The 20,011-nt window shown below is 60.8% G+C and carries 21 protein-coding genes; 11 read left to right on the top strand and 10 right to left on the bottom strand.

Annotated features, from left to right (window positions below; all coding sequences use genetic code 11):
* The 3 genes from ACIOVB_RS13295 to ACIOVB_RS13285 form a co-directional block, all read left to right on the top strand.
* A partial coding sequence (locus ACIOVB_RS13295) for a cbb3-type cytochrome c oxidase subunit I (RefSeq protein WP_401268315.1) occupies positions 1-963 on the top strand: 963 nt, incomplete at its 5' end.
* Positions 964-1,008: 45 nt separating this feature from the next.
* The gene (locus ACIOVB_RS13290) at positions 1,009-1,560 is read left to right on the top strand and encodes a cytochrome c oxidase assembly protein (RefSeq protein WP_095190261.1); all 552 of its coding nucleotides are present in this window, start codon (positions 1,009-1,011) and stop codon (positions 1,558-1,560) included.
* A gap of 25 nt (positions 1,561-1,585) precedes the next feature.
* A complete protein-coding gene (locus ACIOVB_RS13285) occupies positions 1,586-2,473 on the top strand; it encodes a cytochrome c oxidase subunit 3 (RefSeq protein WP_187680726.1) in 888 nt (295 codons plus the stop codon).
* Between the two features lie 7 nt (positions 2,474-2,480).
* On the opposite strand, the gene ACIOVB_RS13280 is transcribed toward ACIOVB_RS13285, so the two are convergent.
* Positions 2,481-2,684 (bottom strand): twin transmembrane helix small protein, encoded by a 204-nt coding sequence (locus ACIOVB_RS13280; protein WP_003220344.1) that lies wholly within the window; start codon positions 2,682-2,684, stop codon positions 2,481-2,483.
* A 70-nt stretch (positions 2,685-2,754) separates the two neighbouring features.
* On the opposite strand from ACIOVB_RS13280, the gene ACIOVB_RS13275 reads away from it, so the two are divergent.
* From ACIOVB_RS13275 to ACIOVB_RS13255, 5 genes are read left to right on the top strand one after another with little or no spacing between them, the layout of a single operon-like run.
* Positions 2,755-3,495, top strand: coding sequence for an SURF1 family protein (locus ACIOVB_RS13275; protein WP_401268312.1), 741 nt, complete (start codon positions 2,755-2,757; stop codon positions 3,493-3,495).
* Positions 3,461-4,054, top strand: a complete 594-nt coding sequence (locus ACIOVB_RS13270; RefSeq protein ID WP_401268309.1) for a hypothetical protein — start codon at positions 3,461-3,463, stop codon at positions 4,052-4,054. The genes ACIOVB_RS13275 and ACIOVB_RS13270 overlap by 35 nt, the downstream gene beginning before the upstream one ends.
* 10 nt (positions 4,055-4,064) lie before the next feature.
* A complete protein-coding gene (locus ACIOVB_RS13265) occupies positions 4,065-5,144 on the top strand; it encodes a heme A synthase (protein WP_401268306.1) in 1,080 nt (359 codons plus the stop codon).
* Complete coding sequence (cyoE, locus tag ACIOVB_RS13260) at positions 5,132-6,031, top strand: heme o synthase (protein WP_187680722.1); 900 nt, start codon at positions 5,132-5,134, stop codon at positions 6,029-6,031. Before ACIOVB_RS13265 ends, cyoE begins: the two co-directional genes overlap by 13 nt.
* Complete coding sequence (locus tag ACIOVB_RS13255; RefSeq protein ID WP_401268304.1) at positions 6,028-6,663, top strand: SCO family protein; 636 nt, start codon at positions 6,028-6,030, stop codon at positions 6,661-6,663. Before cyoE ends, ACIOVB_RS13255 begins: the two co-directional genes overlap by 4 nt.
* Positions 6,664-6,905: 242 nt before the next feature.
* Here ACIOVB_RS13255 and ACIOVB_RS13250 read toward each other — a convergent pair whose 3' ends face one another.
* The 3 genes from ACIOVB_RS13250 to ACIOVB_RS13240 all read right to left on the bottom strand — a co-directional run bounded on the left by ACIOVB_RS13250 (position 6,906) and on the right by ACIOVB_RS13240 (position 9,434).
* Entirely contained in the window at positions 6,906-7,676 is a 771-nt protein-coding gene (locus ACIOVB_RS13250) for a MetQ/NlpA family ABC transporter substrate-binding protein (RefSeq protein WP_401268301.1), read from the bottom strand.
* Between the two features lie 76 nt (positions 7,677-7,752).
* The gene (locus ACIOVB_RS13245; RefSeq protein ID WP_187677300.1) at positions 7,753-8,427 is read right to left on the bottom strand and encodes a methionine ABC transporter permease; all 675 of its coding nucleotides are present in this window, start codon (positions 8,425-8,427) and stop codon (positions 7,753-7,755) included.
* Positions 8,427-9,434 (bottom strand): methionine ABC transporter ATP-binding protein, encoded by a 1,008-nt coding sequence (locus tag ACIOVB_RS13240; protein WP_401268297.1) that lies wholly within the window; start codon positions 9,432-9,434, stop codon positions 8,427-8,429. The genes ACIOVB_RS13245 and ACIOVB_RS13240 overlap by 1 nt, the downstream gene beginning before the upstream one ends.
* A 259-nt stretch (positions 9,435-9,693) precedes the next feature.
* Between ACIOVB_RS13240 and katE the strand changes: the two genes are divergently transcribed.
* Positions 9,694-11,835: a catalase HPII gene (gene katE, locus ACIOVB_RS13235; RefSeq protein ID WP_401268295.1), complete on the top strand. Its 2,142-nt coding sequence runs from the start codon at positions 9,694-9,696 to the stop codon at positions 11,833-11,835.
* Between the two features lie 75 nt (positions 11,836-11,910).
* Here katE and ACIOVB_RS13230 read toward each other — a convergent pair whose 3' ends face one another.
* The 4 genes from ACIOVB_RS13230 to ACIOVB_RS13215 are packed head-to-tail and all read right to left on the bottom strand — an operon-like array spanning position 11,911 to position 14,710.
* Positions 11,911-12,624, bottom strand: a complete 714-nt coding sequence (locus ACIOVB_RS13230; protein WP_187677297.1) for a PA5502 family lipoprotein — start codon at positions 12,622-12,624, stop codon at positions 11,911-11,913.
* Between the two features lie 37 nt (positions 12,625-12,661).
* The gene (gene znuB, locus ACIOVB_RS13225; RefSeq protein ID WP_041073699.1) at positions 12,662-13,450 is read right to left on the bottom strand and encodes a zinc ABC transporter permease subunit ZnuB; all 789 of its coding nucleotides are present in this window, start codon (positions 13,448-13,450) and stop codon (positions 12,662-12,664) included.
* Positions 13,443-14,228, bottom strand: a complete 786-nt coding sequence (gene znuC, locus ACIOVB_RS13220; RefSeq protein WP_401268292.1) for a zinc ABC transporter ATP-binding protein ZnuC — start codon at positions 14,226-14,228, stop codon at positions 13,443-13,445. The genes znuB and znuC overlap by 8 nt, the downstream gene beginning before the upstream one ends.
* A complete protein-coding gene (locus tag ACIOVB_RS13215) occupies positions 14,228-14,710 on the bottom strand; it encodes a Fur family transcriptional regulator (protein ID WP_007911760.1) in 483 nt (160 codons plus the stop codon). The genes znuC and ACIOVB_RS13215 overlap by 1 nt, the downstream gene beginning before the upstream one ends.
* Before the next feature lie 66 nt (positions 14,711-14,776).
* Between ACIOVB_RS13215 and ACIOVB_RS13210 the strand changes: the two genes are divergently transcribed.
* Positions 14,777-15,697, top strand: coding sequence for a metal ABC transporter solute-binding protein, Zn/Mn family (locus tag ACIOVB_RS13210; RefSeq protein ID WP_187677295.1), 921 nt, complete (start codon positions 14,777-14,779; stop codon positions 15,695-15,697).
* A gap of 83 nt (positions 15,698-15,780) precedes the next feature.
* Here the strand turns inward: ACIOVB_RS13210 and ACIOVB_RS13205 are convergent, their stop codons facing one another.
* Positions 15,781-16,734 (bottom strand): homoserine kinase, encoded by a 954-nt coding sequence (locus ACIOVB_RS13205; RefSeq protein ID WP_401268287.1) that lies wholly within the window; start codon positions 16,732-16,734, stop codon positions 15,781-15,783.
* A gap of 60 nt (positions 16,735-16,794) precedes the next feature.
* Positions 16,795-17,085 carry a DUF2782 domain-containing protein gene (locus tag ACIOVB_RS13200; RefSeq protein ID WP_187677293.1) on the bottom strand — a complete coding sequence of 97 codons (291 nt, stop codon included), beginning with the start codon at positions 17,083-17,085 and terminating at the stop codon, positions 16,795-16,797.
* A gap of 74 nt (positions 17,086-17,159) precedes the next feature.
* Between ACIOVB_RS13200 and polA the strand changes: the two genes are divergently transcribed.
* Positions 17,160-19,964 carry a DNA polymerase I gene (gene polA / locus ACIOVB_RS13195; RefSeq protein WP_401268285.1) on the top strand — a complete coding sequence of 935 codons (2,805 nt, stop codon included), beginning with the start codon at positions 17,160-17,162 and terminating at the stop codon, positions 19,962-19,964.
* Positions 19,965-20,011: the final 47 nt, after the last annotated feature.

Genomic DNA, 20,011 nt, shown 5'->3' with positions numbered 1-20,011 from the left:
GCCCCGCTCCGCGCGGCGACGCCGCGGCGGGCCGGGTGCGTGCCCCTGCGGCTGCTCGACATCCACTTCGGCACCAGTTTCTTCAGTGCCGCCGGTGGCGGTGACCCGGTGTTGTTCCAGCATGTGTTCTGGTTCTTCGGCCACCCCGAGGTGTACATCATGATCCTGCCGGCGTTCGGCGCCGTCAGCTCGATCATCCCGACCTTCTCGCGCAAACCGCTGTTCGGCTACACCTCGATGGTCTACGCCACGGCGAGCATTGCGTTCCTGTCGTTCATTGTCTGGGCGCACCACATGTTCGTGGTCGGCATTCCGTTGGTGGGCGAGCTGTTCTTCATGTACGCCACGCTACTGATCGCCGTGCCCACCGGGGTCAAGGTGTTCAACTGGGCGAGCACCATGTGGCAAGGCTCGCTGACCTTCGAGACGCCGATGCTGTTTGCCGTGGCGTTCGTGATCCTGTTCTCCATCGGCGGGTTCTCCGGGCTGATGCTGGCCATCGCCCCGGCGGACTTCCAGTATCAGGACACCTACTTCGTGGTCGCGCACTTCCACTATGTGCTGGTGCCGGGGGCCATCTTCGGGATCTTCGCCTCGGCCTATTACTGGCTGCCGAAGTGGACCGGCCACATGTACGACGAAACCCTCGGCAAGCTGCATTTCTGGCTGTCGTTCATCGGCATGAACATGGCCTTCTTCCCGATGCACTTCGTGGGCCTTGCGGGGATGCCGCGGCGGATTCCGGACTACAACCTGCAGTTCGCCGACTTCAATATGGTCTCCTCGATCGGCGCGTTCATGTTCGGCGCCACGCAGATCTTCTTCCTGTTCATCGTGATCAAGACCATCCGAGGCGGCGAGCCGGCACCGGCCAAACCGTGGGATGGCGCCGAAGGTCTGGAATGGAGCGTGCCGTCACCGGCGCCGTATCACACCTTTACTACGCCGCCGGAAGTGAAATGAACAATTTCTGCCCTGCACAAATGACTGTGGGAGAGGCTGAAAATCATGGCTGACTCGATCTCGCTGAAAAAACTCGTCACCCGCCTGCTCGCGGTGGTAGTGGCGATGTTTGTCTTCGGGTTTGCCCTGGTGCCGATCTACGACGTGATGTGCAAAGCCTTCGGCATCAATGGCAAGACCGGTGGGCAGTACGAGGGCGAGCAGGTGGTCGACACCTCCCGCCAGGTGCGCGTGCAGTTTTTGTCGACCAACACCGCCGACATGCCGTGGGACTTCTACCCAAAGCACGACGAGCTGACGGCCAACCCCGGCGCGGTGAACGAGATGATCTTCATCGCCCGCAACCCCACCGACAAACCGATGAGTGCGCAAGCCGTGCCGAGCATCGCGCCAAGCAATGCGGCGGCGTATTTCCACAAGACCGAATGCTTTTGCTTTACCCAGCAGGTGCTGCAGCCCGGTCAGCAGATCGAGATGCCGGTGCGTTTCATTGTTGACCGCGACATGCCCAAGGATGTGAAGCACCTGACGCTGTCCTACACGCTGTTCGATATCACCGCCCGACATCCACCGGTGGCTGTAAACACTGGCGGTTGAGCGTGCCCGATAAGGAGAACAATAAATGGCAACTCATGAGCACTATTACGTTCCGGCCCAGAGCAAATGGCCGATCATCGCCACGATCGGCATGCTCGTCACCGTGTACGGCCTGGCCGTCTGGTTCAACGATCTGAAGGCAGCGCGCCCGGAATCCCACGGCCCGCTGATCTTTTTCATCGGCGGCCTGCTGGTGGCGTACATGCTGTTCGGCTGGTTCGGCACGGTGATCAAGGAAAGTCGCGCGGGACTCTACAGCGCGCAGCTTGATCGCTCGTTTCGCTGGGGCATGAGCTGGTTCATCTTTTCCGAGGTGATGTTCTTCGTCGCTTTCTTCGGTGCGCTGTTCTACGTGCGGCACATTTCCGGCCCGGCACTCGGAGGTGAAGGCCCAAAAGGGGTCGCGCACATGCTTTGGCCAAATTTTCAGTTCACCTGGCCGCTGCTGAACACGCCGGATCCGAAACTGTTCCCGCCGGCCAAAGACGTTATCAGCCCGTGGGGTCTGCCGCTGATCAACACGATTCTGCTGGTCAGCTCCAGCGTGACCATCACCATTGCCCACCATGCGCTGAAGAAAGGCCATCGCGGCGCGCTGAAAATCTGGCTGGCGATCACCGTGCTGCTGGGCTGCGCATTCCTCGGCTTCCAGGCCGAAGAATACATTCACGCTTATAAGGAGCTGGGCCTGACCCTGGGTTCGGGCATCTACGGCGCGACGTTCTTCATGCTCACCGGTTTCCACGGCGCCCACGTGACCATCGGCACGATCATTCTGTTTGTGATGCTGATGCGGATCATGAAGGGCCACTTCGACAACGAGCACCAGTTCGGCTTCGAAGCGGCGAGCTGGTATTGGCACTTCGTCGACGTGGTGTGGATCGGCTTGTTCATCTTCGTTTACGTGCTCTGAACCTGGATCACCAAGGCGCGTGCGACACCAGTTGGCCGCTGTAAAAGCCCCAGGCGATCAAGCCGACGGTGGCAGCGGCCAATGCCACCCGAACACTCAAGGCGATGACCAGACGATTGGAACTGCTGTCGTCCTTGACCAGGAAAAACAGGCCGCTGAACAGGCTGATCACCGTGGCAATCAGCAGCAGAACGATGGCTGCTTTGAGCATGGGAAGACTCCGGGGGACAGGCGATGCACTTGAGTATAGCGATCGCGATGCCTGACTTTATGGCGATGCCATGAAGCGCTTTCGCCCGGGCGTCGTACCGACGGTTGTCGTGGCATTGTTGCTGCCGCTGTTGGTGTCGTTGGGCTTCTGGCAATTGAGCCGGGGGGCGGAGAAAACCGCCCTGCTCGCCAGTTACGCCGAGCGCCGCGCCGCTGAACCGATGGCCAGCAGCGAGTTGCTCAATAGTGCTGAGCCGGCCTATCGCCGCGTGCGTCTTTCCGGCCAGTTCGACGCCGCTCACAGCCTGCTGCTCGACAACAGCCAGCGCAACGGCAAGGTCGGCGTCGAGTTGCTGCAACCGTTTCAGGATCAACGCACCGGCCTGTGGTTGCTGGTCAATCGCGGCTGGCTGCCGTGGCCGGATCGACGCGTGCCGCCGCAATTCACCACGCCTTCCGAGGCGCTGAATATCGATGCCTGGGTCTACGTCGCCCCCGGCGCGACCTTCCAGCTTCACGCCGACCCGGCCAGCAGCACATGGCCGCAAACCATCACCGCCGTCGATCCAGCCAAGTTGTGGAAATCCCTCGAGCGCGACGGCTTCGCCTACGAATTACGCGCCGAACCCGGCCCGGCGAGCTATCAGGCCGACTGGCCGGTGGTGGCGATGGGTCCGGAAAAACACCTCGGTTACGCCGTGCAGTGGTTCGCCATGGCCACCGCCCTGTTCGGTCTCTACGTCTACTTAGGCTTGCACAACGCAAAGGAGAAACACCATGGGAACGGCCATGAATCCACCCAGCATGTCTGAAGCCAAAGCCCCGGCCAGTCGGCGTCGCGGACGTCTGCAGTTGCTGCTGATCGTGCTCGGCGTGGTCGGCCCGATGATCCTCGCCACCGGCATGTACAAATTACAGTTCTGGGTGCCGGAAGGCCGCAGTTATCACGGCGAACTGATCGGCAACGGCCAGACACGCGCCGAGCTGGGTGTGCAGGCGGATGAGGAGCGCTGGCAGATGCTGGTGACCGCGCCGAAGGATTGCGCGGTGGATTGCCAGCAGTTGGTGTATCTGGCGCGGCAGATCCAGATCGGCCTCGGCCGCGAAGCCGGGCGCGCCAGCCACGCCCTCGCCGCTGCGCAACCTTTGAGCGCCGACTACCAAGCCAAACTCACCCGCGAATATCCGCAGTTGCAACGCTATCCGCTGGACGCCGCCACGTTCAGCAAGACAACGGGCGACCAGACCACGCCGCAACTGTGGATCATCGACCCCCACGGCAACCTCGTGCTGCGTTACGACCCGAATGTGAAGGGCAAGGATCTGCTCAACGACCTGCGCCACCTGCTGAAACTGTCGAACATCGGATAAGGGCATCGTCATGGCCAAACCTGGATTTCGCCTCGCGCTGTTTGCCACCTTGCTGGCACTGATTGTGGTGCTGCTCGGCGCCTACACCCGCCTGACCCACGCCGGCCTCGGTTGCCCGGACTGGCCGGGCTGCTACGGGTTTATCAGCGTGCCGAAAAGCGAAGCCCAACTGGCCCATGCCGAGCTGCATTTCCCCGACGCGCCGGTGGAGACGCACAAGGGCTGGAACGAGATGATCCACCGCTACTTCGCCGGCGCCCTCGGCCTGCTCATTTCGGTGTTGGCCGGGCGCGCGTGGGTCAATCGTCGCCATCCCGGGCAGCCATTGAAGCTGCCGCTGTTTCTGCTGGCGGTGGTGTTCGCCCAAGCGGCGTTCGGCATGTGGACGGTGACGCTCAAGCTCTGGCCGCAAGTGGTCACCGGGCATTTGCTTGGCGGCTTTGCGACCTTGAGCCTGTTGTTTCTGCTGACGTTGAGATTGTCCGGCGTGCTGCCGGCGCTGACCGTGCCCAAACGCTTGCAGTACTGGGCGACGGCGGGACTGCTGCTGGTGATCGGCCAGATCGCTCTAGGTGGCTGGGTCAGTTCCAACTACGCCGCGGTGGCCTGCATCGATTTCCCCACCTGCCACGGCCAATGGCTGCCGCCCGCCGACTTTGCCAACGGCTTTCACCTGACCCAACACATCGGCCCCAATTACCTCGGCGGACAACTCGACAGCGATGCCCGCACAGCGATTCACCTGACCCACCGCATCGGCGCATTGCTGGTGACGCTGGTGCTGCTCGGTCTGGCCTGGCAACTGAAAGTGGTCGGCATGACCCGGCTGGCCGGTTTGGTGCTGATTGCCCTCGGCGCACAAATCACTCTCGGCATCAGCAACGTGATTTTCCATCTGCCGCTGCCGGTTGCCGTGGCGCACAACGCTGGCGGCGCGGCGCTGCTGCTGACCCTGGTGCTGGTCAATTATCACGCGCGCACCAGCCTGGTCCGGGTCAGACAACCAGTACTCGCGCGCTGGCGCTTCAGCCCGCGTAAACACTCCGCCGCGCCCATAACAATAAAAGGAGAAACGCCATGGCGATTCTGATCGGCGAACGCCCCACTCAGGCGATCTGGCGTGACTATCTGGAGCTGACCAAACCGAAAGTCGTGGTTCTGATGCTCATCACCTCGCTGGTCGGCATGTTCCTCGCGACCCGCGCCGGGGTGCCGTGGACGGTGCTGGTGTTCGGCAATCTGGGCATTGCGCTGTGTGCCGGTGGCGCGGCGGCGGTCAACCATGTGGTGGATCGGCGCATCGATGCAGTCATGGCGCGCACCCATAAGCGGCCGCTGGCCGAGGGCCGGGTTTCGCCTGCTGCCGCGTTGACCTTCGCGCTCGCGCTGGCGTTGCTCGGTCAGGCGTTGCTGCTGACCTTCACCAATCCGCTGACCGCGTGGCTGACCCTCGCCTCCTTGCTCGGCTACGCAGTGATCTACACAGGCTTCCTCAAACGCGCAACGCCGCAGAACATCGTCATCGGCGGCCTCGCCGGCGCCGCGCCGCCGCTGCTCGGCTGGACCGCCGCCACCGGCCATGTCAGCGCCGAACCGTTGCTGCTGGTGCTGATCATCTTCGCCTGGACCCCGCCGCACTTCTGGGCGCTGGCGATCCATCGCAAGGAGGAATATGCCAAGGCCGACATCCCGATGTTGCCGGTCACCCACGGCGAGCACTACACCAAAGTGCATATTCTGCTGTACACCTTCGCGCTGCTGGCTGTGAGCCTGCTGCCGTACGTGATCCACATGAGCGGCGTGCTGTATCTGGTTTGCGCGCTGGCTCTGGGCGCAAGGTTTCTGCAATGGGCCGTGGTGCTGTACCGTGGCACTCGGCCGCACGCGGCGATCAACACCTTCAAGTACTCTATTTGGTACTTGTTCCTGTTGTTCATTGCCCTGCTCGTAGACCACTACTTACTGTTGAACCTATGACTCGAACCCAGAAAACCGTCTTCATCCTCGTCGCCGTGATCGCGCTGATCCTCGGCCTGACCGTCAACAAAGTGCTGAGCGGCAAGGGCCAGGGCGACCCCACCGCGCTGATCGACGCCGGCATCATCCTGCTGCCGCAGAGCCGCACCCTGCCAAACGTGACGATGACCGATCAGGACGGCAAACCGGTCGCCATCGACGAGTTGAAAGGCAAGTGGAGCCTGCTGTTCTTCGGCTACACGTTCTGCCCGGACATCTGCCCGACCACTCTCGCGCAACTGCGCCAGATCAAGAGCGAGTTGCCGAAGGATGCTGCGGATAAGTTGCAGATCGTGCTGGTCAGCGTCGACCCGAACCGGGACAACCCGAAACAGTTGAAGCAGTATCTGGGTTACTTCGATCCGCAGTTCATCGGCCTGACGCCGAGCTCGATTGAAGAGCTGCAGAAGGTGGCCAATGCAGTGAGTATTCCGTTTATTCCGGCGGATACCAGCAAGCCGAATTACACGGTTGACCACAGTGGGAATCTGGCGGTGATCGGGCCGGACGGGACGCAGCGTGGGTTTATCCGGGCGCCGTTGAATAACGCCAAACTGGTGGCGCAACTCCCGGTAATGCTTAACCGCAAGTAAGTCACCACAGCAAGCACCGGGAAACCTTTGTGGCGAGGGGATTTATCCCCGATGGGCTGCGCAGCGGCCCCAAACACGGCATTCGCGCACTCACTGATGCACTGTATTCAGGGGTACTGGGACGGCTGCGCCGTCCATCGGGGATAAATCCCCTCGCCACAAATGCGGTGCTACGAGAGCGGTATTTCAGGCAAAAAAAGGGGACGCACATGGCGTCCCCTTCTTCGTTAAAGCAACCAGAATCAGAACGCCGGCAATACCGCACCTTTGTACTTCTCGGTGATGAATTGCTTCACTTCCGGGCTGTGCAGGGCAGCGGCCAGTTTCTTCATCGCGTCGCTGTCCTTGTTGTCCGCACGGGACACCAAGATGTTCACGTATGGCGAGTCGTTACCTTCAATCACCAGCGCATCCTTGGACGGATCGAGCTTGGCTTCCAGCGCGTAGTTGGTGTTGATCAGCGCCAGATCGACCTGGGTCAGCACGCGCGGGATGGTCGCGGCTTCCAGTTCACGGATTTTCAGGTCATTCGGGTTCTGCGCGATGTCTTTGACGGTCGACAGAATGTTGTTCGGCTCCTTCAGGGTGATCACGCCAGCCTTGGCCAGCAGCAACAGCGCACGGCCGCCGTTGGTGGCGTCGTTCGGGATCACCACGTTGGCACCGCTTGGCAGATCTTTCAGATCCTTGATCTTGCTGGAATAGGCGCCCAGTGGCTCCAGGTGCACGCCGGTCACGGCAACCAGGCTGGTGCCCTTGGCCTTGTTGAACTCATCGAGGTACGGCTGATGCTGGAAGAAGTTGGCGTCCAGACGCTTTTCGGCAACCTGTACGTTCGGCTGAATGTAGTCGGTGAAGACCTTGACCTTCAGATCCACGCCTTCTTTGGCCAGTGCCGGCTTCACGAACTCGAGGATTTCCGCGTGCGGCACCGGGGTGGCGGCAACGGTCAGGGTTTCGGCGTGGGCCGAAAACGCAGCAACAGCAGCGAAAGCAGCGATCAGTTTTTTCATTCAGCTAACTCCTTTTTGGGCGCCCGTCAGGCGCCTGCCAGCGAATGGCCGGCTCATTCTTGAATATCAAACCGGTTTATTTACGCGAGAAATGCACGACCAGTCTGTCACCTACCATTTGCAGCACTTGCACCAGAATCAACAGCAGCACCACGGTGACGATCATCACGTCAGTCTGGAAACGCTGGTAGCCGAAGCGGATCGCCAAGTCACCCAGACCACCGGCGCCGACCACACCGGCCATCGCCGTGTAGGACACCAGTGTAATCGCCGTCACCGTAATCGCCGCGAAGATGCCCGGACGGGCTTCCGGCAGCAAGGCGTTCATGATGATTTGCCGGGTGGTCGCGCCCATCGACTGGGTCGCTTCGATGATGCCGCGATCGACTTCACGCAGCGCAGTCTCGACCAGACGCGCGAAGAACGGCGTGGCACCGACCACCAGCGGCGGAATCGCACCGGCAACGCCCAGCGACGTGCCAGTGATCAGCACGGTGAACGGGATCATCACGATCAACAGAATAATGAACGGCAGCGACCGCAGGATGTTCACCGCCAGCGACATGAACGCGTAGAGGGCACGGTTTTCCAGCAACTGGCGCGGACTGCAGAGAAACAGCAGCACGCCCAGCGGCAGGCCGAGCAAAACGGTGAACAACAGCGAGCCACCGAGCATCAGCATGGTGTCGCCAGTCGCCAGCCAGATTTCAAACCAGTCGATGTTTTCGAAGAACGTCTTGAGCAGTTCCATTAACGGAGCACCTCCATGTGAACGTCAGCGGCGGTGAAGCGGGCGAACGCCGCTTCCATGTCGCCACCGGTGACGGCGAGGGTCAATTGCCCGTACGGAATGTCTTTGATGCGGTCGATGCGACCAGCAAGGATGCTGTAGTCGACACCGGTTTCCCGGGCGACGGTACCGAGCAACGGCGCGTAGGTCGCTTCGCCCTGGAAAGTCAGACGCACGATACGACCCGGCACGTGAGCGAAGTCATCGCGCTGTTCGCTTTCGTCGATCTGCTCGCTCTCCTGGACGAAACGCTTGGTGGTCGGGTGCTTCGGATGCAGGAACACATCGGCCACCGAACCTTGCTCGACGATCACGCCGGCATCCATCACGCCCACCTGATCGCACACACGGCGGATCACATCCATCTCGTGGGTGATCAGGACGATGGTCAGTTTCAGCTCGCGGTTGATCTCGGCCAGCAGTTGCAGGACCGAAGCGGTGGTCTGCGGGTCGAGGGCGCTGGTGGCTTCGTCACACAGCAGAATCTTTGGCTTGGTCGCCAGGGCGCGGGCGATGCCGACGCGCTGTTTCTGGCCGCCGGACAGTTGCGCCGGGTATTTCTTGGCGTGGTCGGACAGACCGACGCGCGCCAGCAACTCGGCGACGCGATTGTCGATTTCGCTGCTCGACAGCTCGCCGGCCAGGGTCAGCGGCAACGCAACGTTGTCAGCCACAGTCTTGGACGCGAGCAGGTTGAAGTGCTGGAAGATCATCCCGACTTGCTGGCGGAAACGGCGCAGGCCGTTGGCATCCAGCGCGGTGACTTCTTCGCCGTCGACGATGATTTTGCCGCCACTGGATTCTTCCAGGCGATTGATCAGACGCAGCAGGGTACTTTTTCCCGCACCGGAATGGCCGATCAGGCCGAAAACCTGACCATTCTCGATCGAGAGGTTGGTCGGGTGCAGGGCGGGGATGTCCTTACCGGCGACGCGGTAAGTCTTGTGGACGTTTTGAAACTCGATCACGTAGCGAACCTTGTGGGGCGCGTTAGAAAAGGATCAGCGGTTAGCCGGGCGCGCATTTTAGCCTGTCCGTATAGAGGTTCTTAGCATTTATTTCTCAATTAACCTTCGATTTGGCAATAACAAGATCAAAGGTCATAAAAAAGGAACGCCGGTTCCTTCTCGTCAGTCACTAGTTAAGCGACTTGAAACCCTGGGTAACCGTGCCCGGAAACGCTCAAGAGTCCCCGTTGAAAGGGGTCAAACGAGGAGTTTACGTCTGATGAGTACCAAGAAACCTGCCTCCGGCAAAAGTGAACTGGCTGGAACCGACACCCCGGATCGCGCCAACACCAATAGCAAACTCGACAGTCTGGAGAAATTTCGCTCCGACGCCACCGGCCAGGCCCTGCGCACCAACCAGGGCGTGAAAATCGCCGACAACCAGAACACCCTCAAGGCCGGCCCCCGCGGGCCTTCGCTGCTGGAAGACTTCATCATGCGTGAAAAGATCACGCACTTTGACCATGAGCGAATCCCGGAGCGCATCGTCCACGCCCGTGGCACCGGCGCCCATGGTTTCTTCCAGGCTTACGAGAATCATGCGGCGCTGACCAAGGCCGGATTCCTCCAGGATCCGGGGAAAAAGACCCCGGTGTTCGTGCGCTTTTCCACCGTGCAGGGGCCACGCGGCTCCGGCGACACGGTGCGTGACGTGCGCGGCTTCGCCGTAAAGTTCTTCACCGACGAAGGCAACTTCGATCTGGTCGGCAACAACATGCCGGTGTTCTTCATTCAGGATGCGATCAAGTTTCCCGATTTCGTCCATGCGGTAAAACCCGAGCCGCACAATGAAATCCCTACCGGCGGATCGGCCCACGACACGTTCTGGGACTTCGTTTCGCTGGTACCGGAATCGGCGCACATGGTCATCTGGGCGATGTCCGACCGGGCGATCCCGAAAAGCCTGCGCAGCATGCAAGGCTTCGGTGTGCACACCTTCCGACTGGTCAACGCCGAGGGTAAATCGCGCTTCGTCAAATTCCACTGGCGCCCTACCGCCGGCACTTGCTCGCTGGTGTGGGACGAGGCTCAGAAGCTCGCCGGTAAAGACACCGACTACCACCGTCGCGATCTCTGGGAAACCATCGAGATGGGCGACTACCCGGAATGGGAGTTGGGCGTGCAAATCATCGAAGAAGAAAACGAGCACGACTTCGATTTCGATATCCTCGACCCGACCAAGCTGATCCCTGAAGAAATCGTGCCGATCACGCCGCTGGGCAAAATGACCCTGAACCGCAATCCCGACAATTACTTTGCCGAGACTGAACAGGTTGCGTTCTGCCCGGGCCATATCGTCCCGGGGATCGACTTCTCCAATGACCCATTGCTGCAAGGTCGACTGTTTTCCTACACCGATACGCAAATCAGCCGACTCGGCGGGCCGAACTTCCATGAGTTGCCAATCAACCGCCCGGTCGCACCGTTCCATAACGGCCAGCGCGATGCTCAGCACCGTACGGTGATCGACAAGGGCCGTGCGTCCTACGAGCCGAACTCGATTGATGGCGGCTGGCCGAAAGAAACCCCGCCGGCCGCACAGGACGGCGGTTTCGAGACGTACCCGGAACGCATCGACGCCGCCAAGATTCGCCAGCGCAGCGAGTCGTTCAGTGATCACTTCTCCCAGGCACGGCTGTTCTTCAACAGCATGAGCGCGCACGAGAAAGAACACATCATCGCCGCCTACAGCTTTGAGCTGGGCAAGGTAGAACGAGAGTTCATCCGCGCGCGGGAAGTGAACGAGATTCTGGCCAATATCGATCTGGAACTGGCCAAACGCGTGGCGGACAACCTGGGCCTGCCGGCGCCAACCAAAGGCACGGTCGAGGCACGCAAAACGTCCTTTGATCATTCGCCGTCGCTGAGTCAGGCCAATTTGTTGCCGGAAAACATCAAGACGCGAAAAGTCGCGATCCTTGCCGCCAACGGCGTCGATGGTGCGGCGATTGATGCGATGAAGAAAGCTTTGGCCGCTGAAGGGGCGCACGCCAAGTTGCTCGGCCCGACGTCGGCGCCAGTGAAGACCGCCGATGGCAAAAGCCTGCCGGTGGATGCGTCGATGGAAGGCATGCCTTCGGTGATCTTCGATGCGGTGTTCGTGCCAGGTGGCGCGGCGTCGATCAAGGCGTTGAGCGGTGATGGTGTGGCGTTGCATTACCTGCTGGAGGCGTACAAGCATCTGAAGGCGATTGCCTTGCAGGGTGAAGCGAAGCAAATGCTGGATGTGTTGAAGCTGGAGGCGGATGCCGGGTTGCTGGAGGGCAAGGATGTCACGGCGCTGACCAAGCCGTTCTTTGCCGCGATCGGGCAACACCGGGTTTGGGCGCGGGAGCCTAAGGCGAAAGCCGTTCCGGCCTAAAGGACGCTTTCGCGAGCAGGCTGACTCCCACAAGTTCACGCTGTACCTGTGGGAGTAAGCCTGCTCGCGAAGATTTTAGGGTTTACGCGGACTCAAAACCATCTGCGCCGGCACAGTGCGCAAAATCTGCTTCTCGATCTTCAGATCAAAATCCGGATTCAATTTCTTAACCCGCTTGGTCAGCAAATTGGCCAGCCATGGGTAATCATCGGTGCGGGGTGCCTGGATGCTCACGGCACACTCGTAATTCACTACATCAGCGGCGATCGCATCCAGTTGCCGACGAAGTTTATGGCTATCGGTGATGTTCAACGCAACGGTGGTGCTTTCGGCGGTCGGATCGATCACCTTGGCTTTTGGCTTGGCTTCTGCCGCCAGCAGTGCGGCTTCGGCCTTCTCAAGCTCAGCCTTGCGCGCTTCGGTAATGGCACCATTCACACCACCGGTCAGCGCCGGGGCCTTTGGCATCAACACGCGCGCACGGCTCAACGCGGTGGCAGCAGCGTTTACATCACCCTTCTGCAGGACGATCTGGCTACGGCGCAAATACGCTTCGGCCAATTGCCGCTGATATTGCTCAAGGGATTGATCGTTGGGGGTTTCGGCCTGCAAGGCGGCCAATTGATCTTCGGCCGTGGCCAGTTCGCTGCTGGCCAGGCTTTGCTCCAGCTGTGCGATGGCCGTAGCCCGCGCATCGGGGACTTCGGCCACCGGCGGCGTGCTTTGGCAGGCGCCCAGCAGCACTGAAAATGCGACAAGGAGCAGATAACGGGAGGCGAACGGCTTCATTCCTGCGACTCTCTAATTGCGCAAAAAGCGAGCAAGTCTACACCCCTCGGCGGGGCAGAACAAAACTCAGCAGAAACAGTGCGGCCGCCGTCACAACGATTGACGGCCCGGCCGGGGTGTCCTTGAACCACGACAACGCCAGTCCGCCACACACGGCGAGCATGCCCAGCAGGCTCGCGCCCAGTGCCATCTGCTCCGGCGACCGGGCGTGACGCTGTGCCGCAGCCGCCGGGATGATCAACAGCGACGTAATCAGCAACACACCGACGATTTTCATCGCCACGGCGATCACCACTGCAATCAACAGCATCAGCGCCATGCGCAGACCGGCGACCGGCAGGCCTTCGACCTTAGCCAGCTCTTCGTGCACGGTGATCGCCAGCAATGGCCGCCACAGCGTCACTAGCAACACCAGCACCGCGGCGCTGCCGCCGAGGATCCACGCCAGATCAGTCGGGCTGATCGCCAGCAGGTCGCCGAACAGATAGGCCATCAGGTCGATCCGCACTTCATGCATGAAGCTTAGTACTACAAGTCCGAGAGAGAGGGTGCTCGGTGCGAGAATTCCCAAAAGCGTGTCAGACGCTAGCGGCTGACGCTGTTGCAAGGTCACCAGCAGCACCGCCAGCAGCAGACAGCCGACCGTGACCGCGACCGTAGGACTGACATCCAGCAGAAAACCCAGCGCCACACCGAGCAATGCGGCGTGGGACAAGGTATCGCCGAAATAGGCCATGCGCCGCCAGACCACAAACGAGCCGAGCGGCCCTGCAACCACCGCCAGCGCCAAACCTGCAAGCAGGGCATACAACAGAAAATCAGCCATGCTTGCAGTTGTCTCCATGAACATGGGGTTGGCCCGCAACAGGGCCTTTGACCACCGAACCGTGCAGGTCGTGGGCGTGGTCATGATGGTGGTGATAAATCGCCAGGCTCTGGGCGTTCTTGCCGAACAGTTCGACGAAAGCCGGGTCGCCGCTGACTTGCTCGGGATGCCCGGAGCAGCAAACGTGGCGATTGAGACAAACCACCTGATCGGTAGTGCTCATCACCAGATGCAGGTCGTGAGAGACCATCAACACGCCGCAACCGTGGCGGTCGCGCAGACGGGTGATCAGGCTGTACAACTCGGCCTGGCCCGCGACGTCTACGCCCTGTACCGGCTCGTCGAGCACCAGCAATTCCGGCTCGCGCAGCAGCGCCCGGGCCAGCAGCACGCGCTGCATTTCCCCACCGGAAACGCTCTGCACCGGGCTGTCGATGACGTGCTCGGCACCGACTTCTTTCAATGCCGCCAGCGCACGCGGACGATCAACGCCCGGCACCAGCCGCAGAAAGCGCAGCACAGAGAGCGGCAGAGTCGGATCAACATGAAGTTTTTGCGGCATGTAGCCGACGCGCAGTTTCGGTTTGCGCCAGACGCTGCCGCTGTTCGGTTTCAACAGCCCGAGTACGGCGCGCACCAGCGTGGTCTTGCCGGCGCCGTTGGGGCCGATCAGGGTGACGATCTGCCCCGGCTCGACGCTCAGCTCGATGTTGTCCAGCACGGTCTGCCCGGCAAACGTGACGGCGACCTGCTCCAGACGGATCAGCGCGTTGCTCATCAAGCCCCCTGGCAACCAGAGCAGAGGCCGACCACTTCAACGGTCTGCGCCTCAACGATGAAGCCGACATCCTTGGCGCTGTTGATGATCGCGTCACTGATCACTTTTTGTTCAAGCTCAATGGCAGCATGGCAATCGCGGCAGATCAGGAACTGGCCTTGATGCGCGTGTTCCGGGTGGACGCAGCCGACGAAGGCGTTGAGCGAGGAGATGCGATGCACCAGGCCGTTTTCCAGGAGGAAATCCAGCGCGCGGTAGACGGTCGGCGGCGCGGCGCGGCGACCGTCCTGCTCGCTGAGTACGGCGAGGATGTCGTAGGCACCCAGCGGCTTGTGGCTCTGCCACACCAGTTCCAGCACCCGGCGGCGCAACGCGGTCAGGCGCAAACCTTTCTGGGCGCACAAGGTATCGGCCTCGGACAAAGCGCTGTGTACGCAATGAGAGTGGTCGTGGGGACGGCTGGCAATCGGTGTAATAGGCATGGGCGGCGACGAGTTTTGATAGAGACGTTATTATGTTACCCGTTCTCGCCTCCTTGAGTGGTCATCGTGTCCCGACTTTTTTCTGTTTTTGTGGCTTTTGTCGCCAGTTTTCTGCTGATCGGTTCAGCCCAGGCCGAGGTCAAAGTCCTCACCAGCATCAAACCGCTACAGCTTATTGCCGCTGCCGTGCAGGACGGCGTAGCGATTCCCGAAGTGCTGCTGCCGCCGGGTGCCTCACCGCATAACTACGCGCTGCGCCCATCCGACGTACGGAAGGTGCAATCGGTTGATCTGCTCTACTGGATCGGCCCGGACATGGAAGGTTTCCTGCCGCGCGTGCTGAAGGGTCGTACGCTGCCGAGCGTCGCCGTGCAGGATCTGCCGGGCCTGAAATTGCGCCACTTCGCAGAAGACAGCCATTCCCACGCAGAAGAGGCTGACGATCATGATCACGATCACCGCCCGGGCACGCTGGACGCACATCTGTGGCTATCGCCGGTCAACGCGCGGGTAATTGCCGACAAAATGGCCGCTGACCTGAGCGCCGCCGACCCAGCGAATGCCGAGCGCTACCAGAGCAACGCCAAGGCTTTCGACGAACGCCTGGATGCGTTGGATCTGCGCCTGAAGAAACGACTGACCAGTGTTGAAGGTAAACCGTACTTCGTGTTTCACGAGGCTTTCGATTACTTCGAAGAGGCTTACGGCCTGAACCACACCGGAGTGTTCAGCGTGGCCGCAGAAGTGCAACCGGGCGCGCAGCATGTGGCGGCGATGCGTAAGCGTTTGCAGGAAGTGGGCAAGACTTGCGTGTTCAGCGAACCGCCGTTGCGCCCGCGTCTGGCGGAAACCCTGGTGGCTGGCTTGCCGGTGAAACTGGCGGAGTTGGATGCGCTGGGCGGCTACACCCCGGCGACCGCTCAGGGTTATGAACAAGTGCTGGAAAAGCTGGGTAACGATCTGGCGGGGTGCCTGGAGTCGTTGTAGCCCCCAAAAAAAGATCGCAGCCTTCGGCAGCTCCTACGGGGGATCACTGTGTAGGAGCTGCCGAAGGCTGCGATCTTTTGCTCTTAAAGGGCGAACGGTAGATGGATGCTAACGCTCTGCCGCTGCGCCAACCGCTGCTCAAACTCCTTCGGTTCGTGAATCAGCACGTCCTGCCCGGCAAACTGCTCAGCCGCGATCAACCGCGACAGCCAGAACCGCACACAAGCCACGCGCAGCATGGTCGGCCACAACTCTGCTTCTACCGCCGTGAACGGACGCAGCGCCGCATAGGCACCGAGGAATGCCCGGGCACGCGGGCCGTCGATCAAGCCGTCATCGTCCGAGCACCAGTCGTTCAAGGCAATCGCCACGTCATACAGCATCGGCCCCGAGCAGGCGTTGTAGAAGTCGATCAGCCCGGTCAGGTGCGTACCTTCGAACATCGCGTTGTCGCGGAACAGGTCGGCGTGGATGTTGGCCCGTGGCAGCGCGAGAATTTTCTCTTTCTGCCGGGTGATTTCATCCAGCGCTTTTTGCAGCAACCCGCGCGGCTCATCGCTCAGGTGCGAGAGAAACTCCGTGCCCTCCTCCAGCATCCAGTCCAGGCCACGATCGGTCTTGCGCTTGATCATGTGCTCGCCCTGGGTCGCCAGATGCAGATGCGCCTGCAACTCGCCAACCTGCGCGCAATGCTGGGCGTTAGCGACCTTGATGTGCTTGCCGGCCAAACGTGGCTGCAGCAGCGCCGGTTTGCCTTTCAGTTCACGCAACGCCACGCCGTCGGTGGTGCGCAGTGCATAAGGCACAGGCAGATCGGCCTCGTGCAAGACGTCGAGCAGGTCGATGAAGAACGGCATCTCCTGCACCGGACCGCGTTCGACCAGGGTCAGGACGAACTCGCCCTGCTCCAGACTGATAAAGAAATTGGTGTTTTCGCTGCCGGCGGCGATCCCCTGGAAATCAAGCAGACGGCCAAGCCCGTAAGGGGCGAGAAAAGTTTCCAGCTCGGGCCGAGCCAGGGGAGTGAACACAGACATGGTTAAAAACTGCTCAGTTCGGGCGCCGCTATAAAAGCGGCGCCGATTAAAATTAAGAGACTACTTCCATTCGAAAATCTTCCACGACGGAATCAGCATATCTGGCTGATCCGAACGGATGAAATTGGCATCCGTCCCGTCGGCACGCACCAGAAAATAAGGCGGCGCGCCCTTTACCGTGACCTTGATCGCATACAGGAAACCGTTTTGCCGGTACTCCTGAATCGTCTTGTCGCCTTCCGTGCGAATGGTGACTTCCGGATCCCCCGTTGGCGCATCATCCGCCGCCATCGCGGCCAATGGTGAGGCAGCAATCAAACTGACCAGCAGCAAGCGATTTAACGTACGCATGATAACCTTGTCCCTTTGTCGTCAACGGTCCCGCTATTCTAGCGCCGGGCCCGCCGAAAAGGTTGATTCTGCTCATGAGCCAAGCCCCCCTCGTCCTGGTGGACGGTTCGTCTTACCTGTACCGCGCTTTCCACGCCCTGCCTCCTTTGACCACCTCCAAAGGCCTGCCGACCGGCGCGGTCAAGGGCGTGCTGAACATGCTCAAGAGTCTGCGCAAGCAGTACCCGGACAGCCCGTTCGCCGTGGTTTTCGACGCCAAGGGCGGGACATTTCGCGATGAGATGTACGCCGAATACAAGGCCAACCGCCCAAGCATGCCCGACGACATGCGCGTGCAGATCGAGCCACTGCACCAGAGCGTGATAGCTCTCGGCTTCCCGCTGCTGTGCGTGGAAGGCGTCGAGGCCGACGATGTGATCGGCACACTGGCGCGCAGCAGCGCGGCTGCTGATCGCCCGGTGATCATCTCCACCGGCGACAAGGACATGGCGCAATTGGTCGACGGCCACATTACCTTGGTCAACACCATGTCCGGTAGCTCGATGGACGTGGAGGGCGTGAAGGAGAAATTCGGCGTCGCACCCGAGCAGATCATCGATTATCTGGCCCTGATGGGCGACTCTTCCGACAACATCCCGGGCGTTCCCGGCATCGGACCGAAGACCGCGTCTGGCCTGTTGGTCGGCGTCAACGGCGGCCTGACCGAGCTGTACGCGAATCTCGACATCGTCCCGACCCTGCCGATTCGCGGCGCAAAAACCCTGCCTGCCAAGCTTGAAGAGCACAAGGAGATGGCGTTCCTCTCGTACCAATTGGCGACCATCAAGGTCGACGTGCCGCTCGACGTAGAACTCGACGATCTGCAAATGGGCGCGGAAGACCCGGCCAAGCTCTACGAGTTGTACACCCTGCTGGAATTCAAAAGCTGGATCAATGATCTGGATCGCGACGCCAAACGTCTGGAACTGAGCGCTGCCGCCGAGCCTGCACCAGCAGGCGACCTGTTCAGCGCGCCAGAAGCCGAAGCGCCAGCCGCCCCCGCTGAAGCCGCCTATGAAACCATCCTCGATCAGGCCCGCTTCGATGTCTGGCTGGAAAAGCTCAAGAACGCCAAGTTGTTCGCCTTCGACACCGAAACCACCGGCATCGACGCGCAGCAGGCGCAACTGGTCGGTCTGTCGTTCGCCGTGCAGGCCAACGAAGCAGCCTACATTCCGCTGACTCACTCCTACATCGGCGTGCCGGAGCAACTGGATCGCGACACCGTGCTGCGCGCGCTCAAGCCGATTCTGGAAGACCCGACCAAGCTCAAGGTCGGCCAGCACGCCAAGTTCGACATGAACATTCTGGCCAACTGCGCCATCGGCGGCGATCAGAACGAAGGCATCACCGTGCGCGGCATCGCTTTCGACACCATGCTTGAGTCCTACGTGCTCAACTCCACCGCCACCCGCCACGACATGGACAGCCTCGCGCAGAAGTACCTGGATCACACCACCGTGAGTTTCCAGGACATTGCCGGCAAAGGCGCCAAGCAGCTGACTTTCGACCAGATCGCTCTGGAACAGGCCGGGCCATATGCAGCTGAAGATGCCGACATCACTTTGCGTCTGCATCAAACCCTGTTCGAAAAACTCAGCGCGATCCCGAGCCTGGCCAGAGTGCTCACCGACATCGAAATCCCGCTGGTGCCAGTGCTGGCGCGGATAGAGCGTCAGGGCGCGTTCGTCGACGCCGAGCTGCTGGGCATCCAGAGCATCGAACTGGGCAACAAGATGGTGGCACTGGAGCGCGAAGCGTTCGAGATCGCCGGCGAAGAATTCAACCTTGGCTCGCCCAAGCAACTGGGCGTGATTCTCTACGAGAAACTCGGCCTGCCGGTTTTGAAAAAAACTGCCAAGGGCCAGCCGTCCACCGCCGAAGAAGTGCTGGCGAAACTGGCCGAAGACGATCATCGCTTGCCGAAAGTGCTGATGGAGCACCGGTCGATGAGCAAGCTGAAAAGCACTTACACCGATCGCCTGCCGGAGCAGATCAACCCGCGTACCGGGCGCATTCACACCTCGTATCATCAGGCCGTGGCATCGACTGGTCGCTTGTCCTCCAGCGATCCAAACCTGCAGAACATTCCGGTGCGTACCGCTGAAGGTCGGCGCATCCGTCAGGCCTTCGTCGCGCCAAAGGGTTACAAACTGCTGGCGGCGGACTATTCGCAGATCGAACTGCGGATCATGGCGCACCTGTCCAAGGACGAAGGCCTGATGAATGCCTTCCGCAACAATCTGGATGTACACACCGCGACCGCCGCTGAAGTATTCAAGGTCGAACTCAACGAGGTGACCTCCGACCAGCGCCGTGGCGCCAAGGCGATCAACTTCGGCCTGATCTATGGCATGGGCGCGCAGAAGCTCGGCAAGGACATCGGCGTCGACACCAAAACGGCCAAGGCCTACATCGATACCTACTTCGCTCGTTACCCGGGCGTGCGCGAGTACATGGATCGCACCCGCGCCCAGGCGGCGGATCAGGGCTACGTAGAAACGTTCTTCGGTCGTCGCCTGTACCTGCCGGAGATCAACTCCAACAAGCCGCAGGAACGCGCCGCCGCCGAACGCACGGCGATCAACGCGCCGATGCAGGGCACCGCAGCAGACATCATCAAGAAAGCCATGGTGGCGGTGGATAACTGGCTGGCGACGTCCGGGCTGGACGCCAAAGTCATCCTGCAGGTGCACGATGAACTGGTGCTGGAGGTTCGCGAGGATCTGGTCGAGCAGGTCAGCGTCGAGATTCGTCAGCACATGAGCGAAGCAGCCAAGCTGGATGTGCCGCTGCTGGTGGAAGTCGGCGTGGGCAACAACTGGGATGAGGCTCACTGAGCCATTTGAAGGCGGTTTTGCCGCGGCGTGGCGTCGCGGCAAAAAAC

This window comes from Pseudomonas sp. NPDC087639, from assembly GCF_044743385.1.
In the GTDB taxonomy this organism is placed as follows: Bacteria; Pseudomonadota; Gammaproteobacteria; order Pseudomonadales; family Pseudomonadaceae; genus Aquipseudomonas.
The sequence above is the reverse complement of the archived record's forward strand: the minus strand, read 5'-3'. Positions and strand labels throughout refer to the sequence as shown.